We start from the raw sequence: 15,310 nt of genomic DNA on the forward strand, positions 1-15,310 counted from the left end.
CCGGCCCCACAAAGGAGCCGGTTCATTGTGTTACTCAGCGATAAAGCGCTGGCTCTATCCTGACCGGTCAGGTTAACCCAGCAGAGAAAGTACGGACTGCGGGATCTGGTTGGCCTGGGCTAGCACGGAAGTACCGGCCTGCTGCAGGATCTGTGCACGAGTCATGTTGGCCACTTCTGTTGCATAGTCAGCATCTTCGATGCGCGAACGAGCGTCAGAGAGGTTGGTGGAGTTAGTATCGAGGTTAGTGATAGCGTCCCCGAAGCGGTTTTGCACCGCACCTAGCTCAGAGCGTAAACTATCAATGGTGCTCAGTGCTGAATCCAACTCGCTCAGTGGGTTTTCTGTGCGCTCAGCAACAGGTTGAGCATCCGCACCGTCTACAAACTTGACACCAAGCTTAGAGCCGCTTTGCTCAAACTCAACTGCATAGAAATCTTCGCCATCTTTGTAATAGATCTCACCATTCTCAGATGTTTCTAAATTAGCTTTATCAAAAGCAGCAGAAAGATCGGTTGGCACCGCGCCAGAAGCACCACCACTGACAATACTAGTAAGAGCAACAGCGCCTCCTGAAGTATTGACGTTGCCGCTAGCTGCGGTACCACCACTAGCCACAGCTGTAAATGTAAAGTCATCGCCATTCAGACTAAGGGTAAAATCACCTTCTTCATTTTGTGCAAGAGAACCGCCACTAATAAGATCGGCGTTTTCCGTTGTAGTGGCTTTTGCAAGATCTGCATCAGTCGTTGTTGCAGGATCTACTGGGCCATTCACACTAAAAGAGTCGATGCCGAGTGTGTCGGAGTTAATGGCCTCGAAAGCAATGGTGATAACCTCGTTGTCATTGGCCCCAACTTGAATATCCATCTCCTGAACGCCTTCTGCCAGCACTTTGGTGCCGTTGAAGTCAGTTTCTTTAGAAACGCGGTCAATTTCTTCGATACGCTGGTTGATCTCATCTTGAATAGAATTAAGATCAGATTGGCTGTTAGTGCCATTGGCCGATTGAACAGTCAACTCGCGGATACGCTGTACATTATCGTTGATCTGGTTCAGCGCGCCTTCAGCCGTCTGAGAAACGGAGATACCGTCGTTGGCATTACGGCTTGCCTGGTTGAGACCAGTGATTTGAGCGGTCATGCGGTTAGCAATGGCTTGACCGGCGGCATCATCCTTGGCGCTGTTGATGCGCAGGCCGGAAGACAGCCTTTCCATGGATGTGGTGAGCGCGTTCTGGGACTCACGCAGGTTCTGCTGGCCGATCATTGAAGTGATGTTGGTATTGATCACTGACATGGTGTGATTCTCCTTGACTGGACAATGGCCCGCTGGGCCTGCTGCTCGGCCACATTGTGCGCCGTTGTATTAAGTAACGGCGCCTCAGTCGCTTTCTTTAGGGCTCACATGAAAAATAATTGTAAAACTTGGTAACGTAGAGATGGGCTTGGTAGTCATAAGAGGTGCTAATGAGGAGATTATGCAGAGAATGGAGATGCATACCGGCACACCCGGAATGTCGGTTATCACCTGCCCCCAGCAATGGCGGCGCGAGGCCGTCTTGCAGCTGGCCGCCGCGCACGATGAACGCTACAGAGCCAAGCTGACGGCGGCGATCAAACAACGGCTGGAACGGCTTGACCCCGATTGGAGCGGCTTACTGATAAAGCCGGATGAGCAAGGCAAGCCCGCCGGTGCGGTTTGGGTGGAAGTACTGCCGGGTAACGAAGCCAACCTATGGCGACCGCATACTAAGTGTGACCATGCGCCGGAATTATTGCGCGCCGCCATTTGCTGGGTGAAGCGGCAGGGCCTGGGCGTGGTGAAAACGGTGCTTGAGGCGGACGACCTGCAAACCGCCGCGCTACTGGAAGAAAACGGCTTTCCCAAGGTGGTGAGCTTGCGCTATCTGAGCGTTTCCACCCGAACGCTAATGAAGGCGCCGGTGTCTGAAGCGGTTGCCGGCTTTACGCATGTGGAGGATGTCGCGCCTGAACGCCTTGAAGCGGTGTTTGGCCAGGTCGAGAAGGGCTCGCTGGACTGCCCCGAGTTGCAGGGGATGTTTAGCGTGCAAGAGGCGCTTCAGGGTTTTTATCGGCAGGACGCGCATGCCCCGGCGCAGTGGTACCTAGTGCGCTGCGAAGGCGAGGATGCCGGTGTGCTGTTGCTTGCCCCGCACCCGGAAGCCAGTAACTGGGAATTGATGTACATGGGGCTGGCACCCGCCTGGCGTAGCCGTGGGTTGGGCAGGCAAGTGGTAAATGAGGCGATACACCGAGCGAGGGCTGCCGGGGTGGAAGAGGTGGTATTGGCGGTGGATGATCGCAATAGCCCGGCGCGGGCGTTGTATGAGGGTGCCGGGTTTGGGTTAAGGGCCAGCTGTGCGGTGCATGCGTGGTTGGATACGGGCCGAGCCTGAGATTGCCGCGTCGCTGCGCTCCTACGCAATGACACCGTTGCTGGTGTGTCATCACGTGAAGTGATCTGGGGTTGTGCCGTTTTAGGGCTATAAAAGAACTGCCAACGGCTGCGTTGTTGTAGCCGTATTGTCTTGTTTCCCACCCGGTTCTGCTGCGTTCTGGTAGGCAAACAAGAAACGCGCCGGAATCGCGCCCAGCAAGGTGCGCTTGGGATACACACCTTGCCGCGCCGGGTAGCCGGAAGGCCGCGGAATACGTGGCTCCAGCAGGGTGACCAGTACGCCATCATCCGGGTGACGTATGGCGCGGCCCAACCCTTGGCGTAGCTTGTGCAAGGTGCGCACGGTGCTTTTGCGCTGCAGCATGCCCGAAGCAATGCGGATAGCATCTTCTTCAGCGACTTCTCGGCGGATTAATAGCTGCTCGACAAGGTGCTGTTCCACTTGGCTACGTATCGGGCGTGGGTTACGCACCACCACTAGATGCTGCCAGAACGCCTCATTTTTCTCTCGGTTGGGGGAAAGCCCTTCCCATCCGGCGGGGGTGGCAACCGTTCGCCTATCCCAAAAATAGTCCGCGTCAATAGGTGCTTCCGCTGTGATATGACCGGAGAGCTGGTACGCGAGCGGGGCTTATGATGGTACATCGTGCCGGTGAATGCAGGCCACTCAAGCCTCGATGCTTAAATATTGATGACGATACCAAAAGAAATTCTAAAGTTAGCTTCAATATTCTTTTAAAAATAATTTTCTATTGATTTGCATCATTATATATAACGCATAAAAACTATATATAAAACTCAAGCACTGGCCTTAGCATGACAAATTATTTTTAACTTTTTTATTACTTAGGGGTTGCGCCGCTTAAAAATCGTGATAAAAATAGATAGACATGTGATTAATACACACCCTTCTGTGAGCTCATAAAGCTCTCATCATAAAATAAAACAGGTGTTTTAATGCTGAAAGACTGTGGCTCCAGAAAGCTCTCGCTGTCTCAGTTAGCGGTATGTGATCACTTAACTCCTCCTGTGCGCCGCCTCTTGCTTTCTCGTCCTCCTTTTCTACGAGATGCACGGACCATGACAGAAGAGGGGATAAAAATAGCTATTTTTCAGTCGCCTCCGGTCGTCTACGAAGACTCGCCTGGCAATGATCGCTCCCGCTTCATGTGTATTGGCAATTTTTGGTCACTCTACCTCGCAAAGCAATTACCCGCTAGCGCAAAGATACGCGTTAACCTTATCGAGACACCGTTAAAAAAGAACATGGATGCGCTAGCACTAAGCCTAGCCTTGTCAGCAGACTCCTGTCACTCTTTAGCTCCCGACAAGACGTCACTTTACTTGGAAAGTATTCGTCAATACCTAAAGGCACACTTCCCTCAGATCGCTATGGATTTATCTCCACTATTTAAGGGAAAAAAGTCGTTCTCTGAAGCCTTCGGCATCAACCGACGCGACCTCTAATGGCTGGTTTTATGATTTCAGACGAAGAGCTCTACGCACTACTTGAAGAAGTGTTTCAACCACGTGAAGATTACTTTTCCATCGAACGGTTACAGCCACTGCTGGTAAAAACCATCGAGCACTTGGCAACCATTGCCGGCAAGGGCTGGGAAAATCCGGCGCTACTGCAACTGGCAAAGGCCCTCTGCAGTGGTCAGTTACCGTTGGCATCACAGCCGGGCAAGGGTGAAAAAGGTATTCGCGGCACCAACCCTGTACATGGCGCATTGTTTAAGCTTACCCAAGAGCAAAGCGAGACGAAAAAGCTTGATAGCCGTCTATTGCTACTTGCCCACATCATCAACGCTGCGTTTCAGTGGCGCAACGACATGCAGGCTGCTGACTTAAAGGAAAATTTCATAGAACAACGTGAAAAGCGCCTTAAACCAACCACTTACCTTAGAAACTTGGAAGCTGCTTGCAAGGTCGTTCGACTGATTGAAGCGGATTGGCTAGATTTTCTCGCGCCTTTAGATCAGTCGACTGAGGAGCTTCGCAAACGATGCGATGCGCATGCGGTAGACGAGGGAGAGGGCCAGCAACAAGACAACTATATAAAACAATTAGGTCGATTTTTCGCCTACGCCCTGAACAAACGGCAACCACGTCGCGGGTACCAGGAAGCAACTCACAATTCGTCGGAAAAAACGCCAACCGTTCAGCGCAAGCGCCGCTTTGACGACGACCTTGATGATAGCTGGAAAGAGACAGCCACCTCGGTCATCACGCTCCCGCCGGACCTTAGTGAACAGGCTGAGAGTGAGCTACGTACATCAGGGTTATCAACGACAGAGGAACGCCCTACAACAGAGCTTTCGCAGAGCGATCAGCCAATTAAAGCCGCAAAAGGAGATTCCTCTCTGCAAGCGGTGTTTCGTGCGCGTAGCCAGCAAACATTTCTAGATAAAGCCGCCCAGTTGTTACCCGGGCGCTGGGAGCAGCTCAGCTCTTTCGATCTTTGCCAGTTAATGCAGCAACTCAGCCAGCATCCGAAGGCAGCTCAGCGCCGCCAGCTTGGATGCGTGATCGGGCTGCTATTAATGACCGGCCGTAGCTTGGAAAGTGTGCTAAATGCACAGATCGTCAAGCGCCATAAATGGATTCCCAATGCCATCACGGATCAGTCGATATACGTTCGCCATGGTGACCAATTCTGGGTGTCAGGAATTTATAGGCCGGAAAATAGTCGCCAGCTGACAGGTGAATGGCCCCATCACATGCGCAAAACGCAAAAACACATGGCCCTTCCCATCGTACCTTTTTGCTGGCAGCTGATGGGGAATCATGCACACCATATCGCACAAAAAGTCAAAAAACGTTCAGTTTCACTGTTCGCAAACGACGATCGGGCACAACTGGAAAGTGAGCTGAAGTCGTTACTCACTGAGACCAACCGTAAAACAGGTTCTCGACTGACGGCGCACCGTTTGAGCACACACCTTTTTAATACACTCAACCAGGGAGACGCCGATTTAACAGCGGCCTGCCTGATCACGGCTCGCGTGCCCTCCTTTGGCCAACAGGCGTCACTTTATTATTACGCCCCAAGCGCGGAGCATCTGACACAACGCTATATACATGCGATGGAGACCATCAAGCAACAGTGGCTGGGGACATTCAAGCCAACTACAACCGACCCCTTTGCCCTTTCTCAGCCTCCCTCTCCAAATAACCAAGACCATGATGGCAGACCTCGTCATGTTGGATCTCAGCTCGTGCCGAAAACGGCGTATGTGGAAAGGCTCGTGTCGAATATGCTGCAACATATCAAGCGAGCCGATAAAACCCGTTCATTGCCGCATGCACTGCTAGATTTCCATAATGCCTACACGGCTTACACCATTGCGATGCTAATGTTCTGCACCGGCTATCGCAGTATTCGTGATCCATTACCCAGATGGGATCACATCTCCTTATCACGCCGTATGATCGCGATCGCGGATAAAACGGATGACCGACAAAGTCACGCTCGCTTCTTGCCGCTACCTGACATCATGGTCACACAGCTTCAGTACTATCTACGTCATCGTGACGGGGTTACTGGCCGCTTGCAGCTCTTTCTTCAAGAAGAGTGGGAAACGCCATTTATGTTCCTCGACCATCATGGCCATCCGAAACAAGTCACTCCCAAGCGCCTACAAGACCAGCTGAACTGGCCGGGCTCACCTCCGCTTAATATCAATCGCCATTATTTGCATACACAGCTCAAGGAAAGCAGCTGCTGCTCCGAGCTAGTCGATGCCTTTATGGGCCATTGGGATGCCGGACAAGAGCCTTGGGCCAACTACTCGACGTTCTGCCCCCGCGAATACTGCAATCATATTACGCCGGTGATAGCGCATTTGATGCAGCAACAGGGTTGGAAAGCTCTGCAGGGGGTTCCACGATGAATAATGAGACTATCTGGTCAGGCTGGAAACTGGCGAAGCCCACGAAAATGGCAACCGATGGCCAAGAAACCCGTCGGTATCAGCGCACAATGGGCCAATACAAGAGTTTATTGGCCACCCTTGAGACGTTGGACAATCTCGTACCTGGCGCATTGAATGGACAACACGGACTTGCTTTCCCAGACGAGGCAATCACTGGCGTATTTGAAGAGCTTCACCGAACAGCCTCACCCAAAGCGCTGAAAATTGCCCACAATTTGCTGGTGAAAGGACTAGAACGTGGCCATGCAAAACTGAAATGGCACGTGACGATTCCGAGTCCATTGGTCACTGTCACCCGCAAGCCCCCGACGGTGACGACCCATTCTTTCAGCGAATTGCATCCTTGGGACGATCTGGTGGAAGCCCATGAGGCAATGCCAAATTCTAAAGGGTTCAACGGCGATGCCCTGCATAAATGGCTTACGGGGCGGTGGCTCTTTCAGTTAATCCGTGAAGGCGCCTTAATGAACAGGCACGGCCTTGAGCAGATACCTGACGCTTTCGAGCGAGGCATCACCTTTTTCCCAGGCTCAGGATTTCTAACATTAGAGGAATGTATTCAGTCGTCAAACAAGGAGGATAAGGACGAAAAGGATGAGGGCGAAGAGAAAGATGGCGAGACGTCTGCTGACGACTCATCCTCTACGTCAACATTGGTACCTTCAATCGAAAAAGAGCAGCGCTTTCGCTACCGGCGGTTGTTCCTGAGTCCGGTTAGCCAGTTGCTTCTCCTCAACACCTATCAAGCAATAGGCAAAGCGTGGCCGCGGACCGCTTCCAAAAGTATCGTGCCCGTCGAGCAGTGCCTGATGTTTTATGTCAAAAATATCGCCGATGATGCACCGCCAGCGAGCTTCTCAGCCCTTCTATCAATGGCAAAAACATCGGCAGCACTGGAAATGTCGCCCTTGCTCACCCACTACGCGAGCAAAGCCGATATTTCGCTATCGCTGCGTCCGTCATCGTGGCAGCGTCTACTTCAACGAAAGGTGTTAACCGCTACCTCAGTAAAGACCGATGACGATGAAGTCTACCTGGACTTCCAAGCACCCAATCAAACTCGCACTACCGTTTCCGACCAACTAAAACAGCTTCGTCAGTTGCAGCGCTGTTTCTCGGCTTCTTTAGTAGGCCAAACAGGCAGGCACGAGGCAACTAACAATATTGAGGCATTTCTTGTCGTCTCAAACAATAACGGTGCAATGGTGACGCTATTGGCAAAATGGTGTCAAAAATTGATGCAAAAAGGCGGGCGCGTTAAATCCAAGCTCGTCGCCCGATCTGCTGCTACGTATTTATCGACCATAGCACGCCCGCTCGTCGCCCATAGCCAAGAGTTTGGAGATATACAGTCAGCAAGTGCCGATGAGTGGCAAGCCCTTTATGACAACGTCTTGAACAGTGCCAAATCACCTGGCATGCGGGCGAAGATGCAAAACCGTCTCAGTGATTTTCACCATTTCCTGGTCGACACCCTTGCGCTTCCGAACATCGACTTTGAGTACATAGGAGGGACAAAGCAACGCGTTGATGTAAACATCATCACCCCAGCTGAGTTTCACCGAGCCATGACGCTGATTGAGAAATCAGATCAGCCTGCGCGCTTTCGCACCATGCAGAAACTAGCGCTAATACTCGGGTATCGCCTCGGGCTGCGCCGCAGTGAGAGTGCCTCGTTACTGATACGTGATATCGCTTACCTTCCTGACCACGACGAAGTTCAGGGCGAAGTGATCATCCGTGCCAATCAGTACCGTCGCGGCAAAAGCTATTCGGCAACGCGACGGCTGCCGCTATGGCTGTTGATGCCCGAAGAACGCAAATCACTCATTCAGTGGACACAACAGCGGCGGGGTGAGGCCACTACTCAGGCCGTCGAAAAACAACTACTCTTTTGCCGCAGCGGGAGCGGCTACCTGCTGCTGGATGATAAAGAGCTATTTCGTCCCATACAGACTGCCCTAAAAACCGTAAGCGGTGACGATTCACTCCGCTATCACCACCTGCGCCACAGCTTTGTGACCTTTACGCTATTGCGCTTGTTGGAGCAGGCACCCGGCGAACTACTGCCACGCGCGTGGATACTCGACGATAATAGAAATGTAGCGATGCCAAACGCTGACGCCGACATTTCGGCCTTGGCCGGTCTTGCGCCCCAAGGCCGGCCATCGCGCAAACGGCTGTGGCAACTCGCACTATGGGCAGGGCATGCCAGCCCCGATGAAACACTCAGCTCGTATACGCACTTGTTGGACTGGGCGTTAGGCCAAGCACTGCGTGAGCGCTTCAACCCGATGCTCAGTATCGACACGCAATTCGCGCTACTTAACCTACCTTCTAAAACGGCGCTCAGTAGCTGGCGTAACCGTTGCGGGCTAAAAGGCCAGACTCAAGCCAGTGAATTGTTGCAATACCTGAAAGATGATTGGCAGAACTACCTTGCGGCTGACCTTTTTGAAAAAGAGTGGCACTCCTACCAGGCGCCCACACATAATCCACTCGATAACCCGCTGGAAGCCGCTTTCGACTGGCCCGAAGCCACGACGATTTATCAAAGCATGCGGCTAGTCGAGCAACAAGAAATCTGCGACGTACCGTTTGTTGATGCTATTCACCAGGCAGCCAGGCGGTTCGTCCTCGACCCTGAGCAGCTTCATCTCTTGATAGAAAATGGTGAAGCGCTGATGCAACGCAAAACGCGACGCAGCAATCAGCAATTTAGTCGTGAAGACAACCGCAATGACCGCTTACGTCGTGTTGCCTCAAAAAGCATTTACATGCCCGAGCTTCGTCGGTGCATGGCACCGCCTATCAAGCCGCCGGTATTGAGGGAAGCCGGGCAGTTTTTTCACCGGTTGCTCGACTGGCATCAGTCACAACCCGTTATCGCTGAAGAGAGCCTTATTACCTTACGTAAGCACATGCAGCGCAGCATCGGGCATATCGTGCTTCCCGATGCAAAGGCGATCAATCGAGTTCGTGAACTCTTACGACCGCTGCGTTGTTTTCAGCATGTTTATCTCGTTGTGGAAGTCGAGGCCACGGCAAAGGAGAAGAGAATTAAACAGCATTGGTCTAAAGCGACCGACATTCCTCATAAACGCATCAATTTAATGCCAACGCCCACCCCCTCAGGTCGCACGCGGCATTGGTACGGCAATGCCAACCTAAAAATCACTCGCGGCAACTACAAGGACACACAGCAACCCCTTTGGGAAGCTGTGCGCTTCGCGGCATTTATGGCGATCCTTGTATTGGGATTGGATAAGTGACGACAAGGCGTCAGATATAATCATCCCACCATAAAAACTATCCCCACCGCCTTGCTTAAAGGGGGTGGGGATAAGTTGATAATGGTAGTCCCACTGAACTAGCCGCTCAGCACCTCATAGGCTTTGATGAAGCAGAGTTTCTGACTGACGAAGTTGGCCCAGCGTACCGTTACCTGAAGACGCTGGCCCATTTTCGGAATCCCCGCTTCAGCCACATTGCGGTCGGTCAAGAAGACACGGAGATTGCCCTTCGGGCCGATCAGGTAGAGCGACCAGACTTGGTGCTGCATTAGCCATTCGGGGCCTTCGACACCGGCGACGTACAGCTCTACTTCGAACTGAAGGCCGGCCTTTTGGGCAGATGGTTGTTGTTTTACTGCCATGCCTGATCCTCCCACGCCCACAAGGTGCGTTCTAATTCGGCCAGCAAAAGCGGAATCGCACGCCGGTTAGCCATCAGGCCTAATTGCTTCAGCATCATCCCCACCCATGTCACCAAGGCTTCAAGGTTATTTGCTTCATCTCCATTGCCTAACCACATTACCAGTGCCGTGCCATTGGCTAAGTTGGTAGCCGCTGCGAGTGACTCCGCCAAACGACGCTCAACACGGCACCGAGCCTGGCGTTCAAATGTCAGCCTCACAGATTCGCGTGCCTGCTCGGGGGTCATTATCAGATTATCGAGTGTTTTCACTGGGTTCTCCTTAGGCGCGCTGAGCTTCTAGCATTTTTTCAAAGGCGGAGCCGTCTTGGCGGGTGAGATTCGGGACATAGCGCGAATAGACACGAAAGAGCATTTCCGTGGTGGTATGTCCCATTTGCCGTGCGATCCACTCGGGGTTCTCACCTGCCGCCAGCCATAACGTGGCGGCGGTGTGGCGCGTCTGATAAGGCCGGCGCTTACGCAGATCAAGCTCTTCAAGCAGCGGGTACCACACGCGTTTGGTGACGTTATGGTGAGAAAGAGAGGTTCCTTTACCTGTGGTGAATACGTAGCCGCTCTTTCCCGTCACTTCTCGCTGGGCTTTCAAGGCTTCGTAGACCGGCTTGGCCATGTCGATACTGCGGAAGGAGCCGTCTGTTTTGGTAGGCACCAATTTCCCGTTAACCAGCGACTGGTACACCAAAATTTGACGCCGAGAGAAATCCACGTGCTCCCAAGTCAGGCCATCGATTTCACCCGTACGCATGCCAGTGAAAAACCGCACGCTGTAGTAGTTGTGAAAATCAGGCCGCACACTGTCGATAATGAGTTGCACTTCCTCCAACGTGAACGGTTCCACATCGGTGCGCGGCACTTTGAGTGATTTAATCCCCCGGTAGGGTGAGCTAAACTCGTAGCGGTCGGCGGCTTCATTCAGCATCATGCGCAATGGCGTCATGATGTGGTTGATACGGCTAGCAGAGAGTTTCTTGCCGCTTCGGGTATTCACTTTGGCGAGGGAAGCCCGGAACTCAAGAATCTCTGCACGGGTGATGCTGCCGACCTCTTTCTTGCCTAATGCCGGCAAGATGTGGCAATCCAAACACCCCTGCACCGTTACAATTTGCGACTCACGCCATTCGATTTCCTTCTCTGCGAACCACGTTTCTGAAAACTGGATGAGTAGAGGCGTTGCCCGATAGCCGCCTGCAGCCGTCAACGCCCGCTTGCTCAAAGTCTGTACCCGTGGGCTCTCCGGAAAGTAGCGCCCGTAATCAAACGAGCCCAGCGTGATCTCTGCTTCGATCTTCTCCAGAATCCGTTGCAGCTTTTTACGATTAGCGGGTGTGTCGTCCAGCGCGGTTTGTTCACGGCAGCGCTTGCCCAAGTAACGAAAATCAAAGTACAGCTTGTCGGTTTCTTTGCGTGCGGCAACTTTACCCATGGCACACACCTCCCCCAGCCATCGGTACGCCGATGCTCTCCTCTTTGGAGTGCAGCTGCATATCGCGCTCGATAGGCTCCCACAGGTACAGAATCTTGCGGCCGCCAAACGGGCGGATGTAGTGGATGCCTTCCAGCAACACGTTGTCCTTCAAACGTTCACGAATGGTCCGTGCGTCGTACTTGATACGCTCGGCTAACTCAGCTGTTGTTAAGTAGTGCATAGACATCTTATGAATCCTAAAGTGGATTTATGTAGACTACACGCTACATAATAAGACCTTAAAAGAGGATGTCAAGCAGCTTTTGTAGCGTTTGCTCAACATAAGATGCGAGAACCCAAAATATTTGATAGGATGCGGCCAATTGAAAAAGGCAACCTCCATGATTCGATTTCGTTTAAAAGAGCTACTTGCTGAGAAAGGGTTTCAAGAAAATCGGCGGGTTACCCTTGATGAAGTGTCACAGGCGACTGGCATCCACCGCACGACACTGTCGAAGATCGCTAATCAGCGCGGCTATAACACCGGTACGGAAAATGTAGACCGGCTCTGTGAATATTTTGGCTGCAAGGTCGAAGATGTCATCGAATATGTCCCCATGCCCGATGCGCCACAATCATCCGATTAAGCTAACGTCCTGGGAAGGTTCATGCTCAAATGTCATCTATCCCGAATCATGGGAGAGAGAAAGCTGAAAATCGTCGATGTGGCCCGTGATACCGGCATCAACCGGGGAACCATCACGCGGCTATATCACGAGACGGCGAGCCGCGTAGAACTTGAGGTAGTCGAGGAATTGTGTCGATATTTTGACTGCCAAGTGGGAGATATCTTTGAGTATCAGCCTAATGGCACCAATAAATCATTGTGAGGGTTAAGCAACCCTTGACACTAAATCTGCCAGACCTGCTTGAGGCGACTGACGGTATGTGACCATTTGGGCGTGGTGGGTTTGCATACGGTGTTCTGGTTGCCGAACAGGCCTACTTCGCTGAAGGCTTCCTCACGGCTGACGGTATGTAGCCAGCGCACTGGCACCAGGTACTCGGCTTGTTCGTCGTCATCGTTGCGGTAAAGGTGCGGGTATGTCGATTGCGAGGCAAGTTCAAGCAGGGTCTTGCTGCCCAGCGCCGTCTCAAACCGATAGGTATCAGCACGCCAGCGCTCTCCGATGACCTCACCGACACCCACATAGCCTGTCTTGGGGATATTGACCCAAACTCGGTCGCCCTCCGAGAGCATGGCAAGGGTCTTGGAGTACCAGGTCGCACCACCACCGGCAATAAAACCGTACTGGCGTGCCAGCTCCCACGGGCGGTCGTCGCCAAAAGAAGCGTAGAACTCACCGTTCCAGGGTTCCTTCTTTGCCTTCCGGGAAGTGGGCTGAGCCGGCTCGTCTGGATCAATCATCCAGGCACGGCTGAGATAACGGTTTCCGCCATCCTCGAAGGCGGCGAAGAACATGGCATTGATCGACAACTGGGCATGTTCGTTGAGGTAATTGATGATGCGCTCGCTACTGGCATCGAGCCGGGTGGCGACCACCACCAACTGGTGGCTTTCGTTAAGAGGAGCAGCGTCCAGCGAGATACCGAACTTGGCCTCGAAAGCCTCTTCCAGGGTAGCGTGTGGGCGATGATAGCGTTCGGCGAACTGCTGATAGATATCGATCAGCTGGTAGTCGACCAAGGTGACTACCCAAGAGGCGTAATCGATGGCCTGGGCCACCACGTCGCGTGGGGTCTTGTCACGCTTCAGCTCGATGATGATCACCGTGCCATTGGCGTCGATGGCCATCAAGTCGATCAGCTTGTCGAAGGCGGTGCGCACCTGACGGCCGATCAGCAACCAGTCCCGGTTGAGAATCGAAACATCCTGCATGATCTGCTCTTCCAGCAGCCCTTCGTCGGCAAGTCCCGCATGGCGCAATTTCTCGGGCAGCTCGCCGGAGGAGCTCGCGAGCTTCCAGATTCCTTGTTCGATGGCCATGGTGGCTCCTTATCGCCCGCGGTAACTATAACTCTTGTCGTTTCCAGGGCAGTGCCCTATCGTGCTGTGTAACACGACCCCTGCCTCTTGGTCCCGACAGGAACCTACGCGGGGGTTCTTATGCCTACCTCCACGACAAAGGCTCTGTGAGCTTGCACAAGAAGTCACCGAAAAGTCATTGAAAATGATCCGGGGGGCACTGTAGTTCCGCACAGATCATTTACCAGCCCTTGGGTGTAAATATGGGGGGAGTTACGGCTCTGCACTCTTGGAGGGCGCCATCTGCCCTTGCTCGCTAACCGTCGATCTCTGCAGCTACTTTCTCTCTGAACGCGCTCCCAAACAGCCGGTGATTGCCTGTTTCATATCTAACCCGGCCGGCAATAATCGCTGGGGCAATGCTCAGATCATTCGCCAGCTGCCGGACAAACGATGCGCGAGTAATGGATCGGTAATCAATGCCTTCAGGCAGCAATGCTTTCTGCGCCAGGGCGTCGGCTTGCTGTTCTTTGTCATCCCCCGATTCGGCTTCCAAGTTATCGATAAACCAAGCCTCATTTCCATCTAGGTGCAAGGCGACATGAGCAAGCTCGTGCATCAGGGTAAACCAGAAATTGTCGAGCCTGTTATGGCGAAGTGTTAAAGCAATGACCGGGCTGCCACGTGTGCCTGCACAGGCCGCGCCGTCAAGGTAAGTTTTCGGCAAGTGCGGTTCAATGACGAGATGGATGCCGGATTTTTCCAAGTACTCCCGCGCCAGTTCCGGGCCTTTCTCAGACCAGGATAGCTGGGCGAGATTGCGCATCCATTCCAGATTAACCGTACCGCTTTGATACGTATTAGGGAGTCGCTGCTCCGCCGCGCACTGGAGAACTCGCGCCTGCCATGCCCACAGGGCGTAATGGTCACTGACCTTGTCATTGGTGCGAAGATGCGAGGTGGTCCGAAGCATTGCGGGCTCCAGCTCAAAGCCACCCCGTACGCCACTGAACAAGCGGGTCACCCACTCAGCAGCGTATTCCTTCAATTCCTGCAGGGAGCCTTCGAAACCCTCGAAATAACCTCGTTTTTGCATTACTGCCAAGGGGAATGCCTGCCAGTCGATGTCTTTCTCGCTGGCCGTCTCCTGTATCGGTTCCTGGATCAGTATGTCGGCGGGTATGCCAAGCCCCGCGTTCAACCGGCGGATCATATTGAGGCTGAGCCGCCGGGTGCCATTCAACACTTCGCTGACCTTTGGGGCCGAACCGATATAGGGGATAAGGTCTTTATTCTTCAGGCCCTGTTGATCCATGCGAAAGCGAATTGCCTCCACCGGATCTGGGCGGTCAATGGGGAACTCCCGCTGCTCATACTGATCGATCAGCATGGCCAGAACTTCGAGTTCATCGGCCTCCCGGGAACCTTCCTGCGGGTCAGCATCCATCAGCTCCATAAGGCGCGCCAGAGCAACCTCATGCTCTTCCGGAGTTTTGATGATTTTCAGATGATCCATGATGCCATTCCCTTAGAATTTCTTCTTGCTATATTCAGCGTGTGTCCCGACCCACTCCACCACAACGATGCCGTTCTGATAGCGAACCTTGACCACGAGCCGGAAGTGGTTGCCCTTAATGTTGAAGATCACCCGATTGCCGTCGAGAAAGTCCGCACTGGAATAGAGGTTTTTGATGTCCTGCGGAGTCTTCCACTCATATTGCTCGGCCTCGGCGTACCATGCCTCCAGCGCCTTCTTGGCGGGAGCATGCTTGCGCATGAAGTCGGTGAGTTTGTCTCGTCCTAAGACCTTCATGGAGTGAGGAGGTTCCTTTTTTTGGGAAT

Annotated in this window: 15 protein-coding genes; 6 read left to right on the top strand and 9 right to left on the bottom strand. The window is 53.0% G+C overall.

The window, feature by feature from the left end; all coding sequences use genetic code 11:
- Positions 1-72 precede the first annotated feature (72 nt).
- Positions 73-1,299, bottom strand: a complete 1,227-nt coding sequence (locus tag DU506_RS01860; RefSeq protein WP_114485264.1) for a FliC/FljB family flagellin — start codon at positions 1,297-1,299, stop codon at positions 73-75.
- A gap of 181 nt (positions 1,300-1,480) precedes the next feature.
- Between DU506_RS01860 and DU506_RS01865 the strand changes: the two genes are divergently transcribed.
- Complete coding sequence (locus DU506_RS01865; RefSeq protein ID WP_220254272.1) at positions 1,481-2,419, top strand: GNAT family N-acetyltransferase; 939 nt, start codon at positions 1,481-1,483, stop codon at positions 2,417-2,419.
- Between the two features lie 87 nt (positions 2,420-2,506).
- On the opposite strand, the gene DU506_RS01870 is transcribed toward DU506_RS01865, so the two are convergent.
- Positions 2,507-2,893 carry a helicase C-terminal domain-containing protein gene (locus DU506_RS01870; protein WP_147273728.1) on the bottom strand — a complete coding sequence of 129 codons (387 nt, stop codon included), beginning with the start codon at positions 2,891-2,893 and terminating at the stop codon, positions 2,507-2,509.
- Positions 2,894-3,378: 485 nt separating this feature from the next.
- Here DU506_RS01870 and DU506_RS01875 point away from each other — a divergent pair, with 485 nt between their 5' ends.
- The 3 genes from DU506_RS01875 to DU506_RS01885 are packed head-to-tail and all read left to right on the top strand — an operon-like array spanning position 3,379 to position 9,631.
- A complete protein-coding gene (locus DU506_RS01875) occupies positions 3,379-3,888 on the top strand; it encodes a hypothetical protein (RefSeq protein WP_147273729.1) in 510 nt (169 codons plus the stop codon).
- Positions 3,888-6,317, top strand: coding sequence for a hypothetical protein (locus DU506_RS01880; RefSeq protein WP_114485268.1), 2,430 nt, complete (start codon positions 3,888-3,890; stop codon positions 6,315-6,317). Before DU506_RS01875 ends, DU506_RS01880 begins: the two co-directional genes overlap by 1 nt.
- A complete protein-coding gene (locus tag DU506_RS01885; RefSeq protein ID WP_114485269.1) occupies positions 6,314-9,631 on the top strand; it encodes a site-specific integrase in 3,318 nt (1,105 codons plus the stop codon). Before DU506_RS01880 ends, DU506_RS01885 begins: the two co-directional genes overlap by 4 nt.
- Before the next feature lie 98 nt (positions 9,632-9,729).
- On the opposite strand, the gene DU506_RS01890 is transcribed toward DU506_RS01885, so the two are convergent.
- The 4 genes from DU506_RS01890 to DU506_RS01905 are packed head-to-tail and all read right to left on the bottom strand — an operon-like array spanning position 9,730 to position 11,728.
- Complete coding sequence (locus DU506_RS01890) at positions 9,730-10,014, bottom strand: hypothetical protein (protein WP_114485270.1); 285 nt, start codon at positions 10,012-10,014, stop codon at positions 9,730-9,732.
- A complete protein-coding gene (locus DU506_RS01895; RefSeq protein WP_114485271.1) occupies positions 10,005-10,325 on the bottom strand; it encodes a hypothetical protein in 321 nt (106 codons plus the stop codon). The genes DU506_RS01890 and DU506_RS01895 overlap by 10 nt, the downstream gene beginning before the upstream one ends.
- A 10-nt stretch (positions 10,326-10,335) precedes the next feature.
- Entirely contained in the window at positions 10,336-11,499 is a 1,164-nt protein-coding gene (locus DU506_RS01900; protein ID WP_114485272.1) for an Arm DNA-binding domain-containing protein, read from the bottom strand.
- Positions 11,492-11,728, bottom strand: a complete 237-nt coding sequence (locus tag DU506_RS01905) for a hypothetical protein (protein ID WP_114485273.1) — start codon at positions 11,726-11,728, stop codon at positions 11,492-11,494. The genes DU506_RS01900 and DU506_RS01905 overlap by 8 nt, the downstream gene beginning before the upstream one ends.
- A 154-nt stretch (positions 11,729-11,882) precedes the next feature.
- Here DU506_RS01905 and DU506_RS01910 point away from each other — a divergent pair, with 154 nt between their 5' ends.
- Together DU506_RS01910 and DU506_RS01915 are read left to right on the top strand one after the other, a co-directional pair.
- Positions 11,883-12,128 (top strand): helix-turn-helix domain-containing protein, encoded by a 246-nt coding sequence (locus DU506_RS01910; RefSeq protein WP_114485274.1) that lies wholly within the window; start codon positions 11,883-11,885, stop codon positions 12,126-12,128.
- A 21-nt stretch (positions 12,129-12,149) separates the two neighbouring features.
- On the top strand, positions 12,150-12,371 hold the full coding sequence (locus DU506_RS01915; protein ID WP_114485275.1) for a helix-turn-helix domain-containing protein: 222 nt from the start codon (positions 12,150-12,152) through the stop codon (positions 12,369-12,371).
- A 20-nt stretch (positions 12,372-12,391) separates the two neighbouring features.
- Here the strand turns inward: DU506_RS01915 and DU506_RS01920 are convergent, their stop codons facing one another.
- The 3 genes from DU506_RS01920 to DU506_RS01930 form a co-directional block, all read right to left on the bottom strand.
- The gene (locus tag DU506_RS01920; protein WP_114485276.1) at positions 12,392-13,489 is read right to left on the bottom strand and encodes a PDDEXK family nuclease; all 1,098 of its coding nucleotides are present in this window, start codon (positions 13,487-13,489) and stop codon (positions 12,392-12,394) included.
- 295 nt (positions 13,490-13,784) lie between these two features.
- Positions 13,785-14,984, bottom strand: a complete 1,200-nt coding sequence (locus tag DU506_RS01925) for an ImmA/IrrE family metallo-endopeptidase (RefSeq protein WP_114485277.1) — start codon at positions 14,982-14,984, stop codon at positions 13,785-13,787.
- Between the two features lie 12 nt (positions 14,985-14,996).
- Positions 14,997-15,281, bottom strand: coding sequence for a type II toxin-antitoxin system HigB family toxin (locus tag DU506_RS01930; protein ID WP_114485278.1), 285 nt, complete (start codon positions 15,279-15,281; stop codon positions 14,997-14,999).
- Positions 15,282-15,310: the final 29 nt, after the last annotated feature.

Origin of the sequence: Vreelandella rituensis, from assembly GCF_003336665.1 — a bacterium.
Taxonomy (GTDB): Bacteria; Pseudomonadota; Gammaproteobacteria; order Pseudomonadales; family Halomonadaceae; genus Vreelandella; species Vreelandella rituensis.

Bases quoted from the DNA above. Each gene is read 5' to 3' on its own strand.
- DU506_RS01860 (WP_114485264.1), bottom strand. From the start codon at position 1,299: ATGTCAGTGATCAATACCAACATCACTTCAATGATCGGCCAGCAGAAC.
- DU506_RS01865 (WP_220254272.1), top strand. From the start codon at position 1,481: ATGCAGAGAATGGAGATGCATACCGGCACACCCGGAATGTCGGTTATC.
- DU506_RS01875 (WP_147273729.1), top strand. From the start codon at position 3,379: ATGCTGAAAGACTGTGGCTCCAGAAAGCTCTCGCTGTCTCAGTTAGCG.
- DU506_RS01880 (WP_114485268.1), top strand. From the start codon at position 3,888: ATGGCTGGTTTTATGATTTCAGACGAAGAGCTCTACGCACTACTTGAA.
- DU506_RS01885 (WP_114485269.1), top strand. From the start codon at position 6,314: ATGAATAATGAGACTATCTGGTCAGGCTGGAAACTGGCGAAGCCCACG.
- DU506_RS01890 (WP_114485270.1), bottom strand. From the start codon at position 10,014: ATGGCAGTAAAACAACAACCATCTGCCCAAAAGGCCGGCCTTCAGTTC.
- DU506_RS01900 (WP_114485272.1), bottom strand. From the start codon at position 11,499: ATGGGTAAAGTTGCCGCACGCAAAGAAACCGACAAGCTGTACTTTGAT.
- DU506_RS01905 (WP_114485273.1), bottom strand. From the start codon at position 11,728: ATGTCTATGCACTACTTAACAACAGCTGAGTTAGCCGAGCGTATCAAG.
- DU506_RS01910 (WP_114485274.1), top strand. From the start codon at position 11,883: ATGATTCGATTTCGTTTAAAAGAGCTACTTGCTGAGAAAGGGTTTCAA.
- DU506_RS01915 (WP_114485275.1), top strand. From the start codon at position 12,150: ATGCTCAAATGTCATCTATCCCGAATCATGGGAGAGAGAAAGCTGAAA.
- DU506_RS01920 (WP_114485276.1), bottom strand. From the start codon at position 13,489: ATGGCCATCGAACAAGGAATCTGGAAGCTCGCGAGCTCCTCCGGCGAG.
- DU506_RS01925 (WP_114485277.1), bottom strand. From the start codon at position 14,984: ATGGATCATCTGAAAATCATCAAAACTCCGGAAGAGCATGAGGTTGCT.
- DU506_RS01930 (WP_114485278.1), bottom strand. From the start codon at position 15,281: ATGAAGGTCTTAGGACGAGACAAACTCACCGACTTCATGCGCAAGCAT.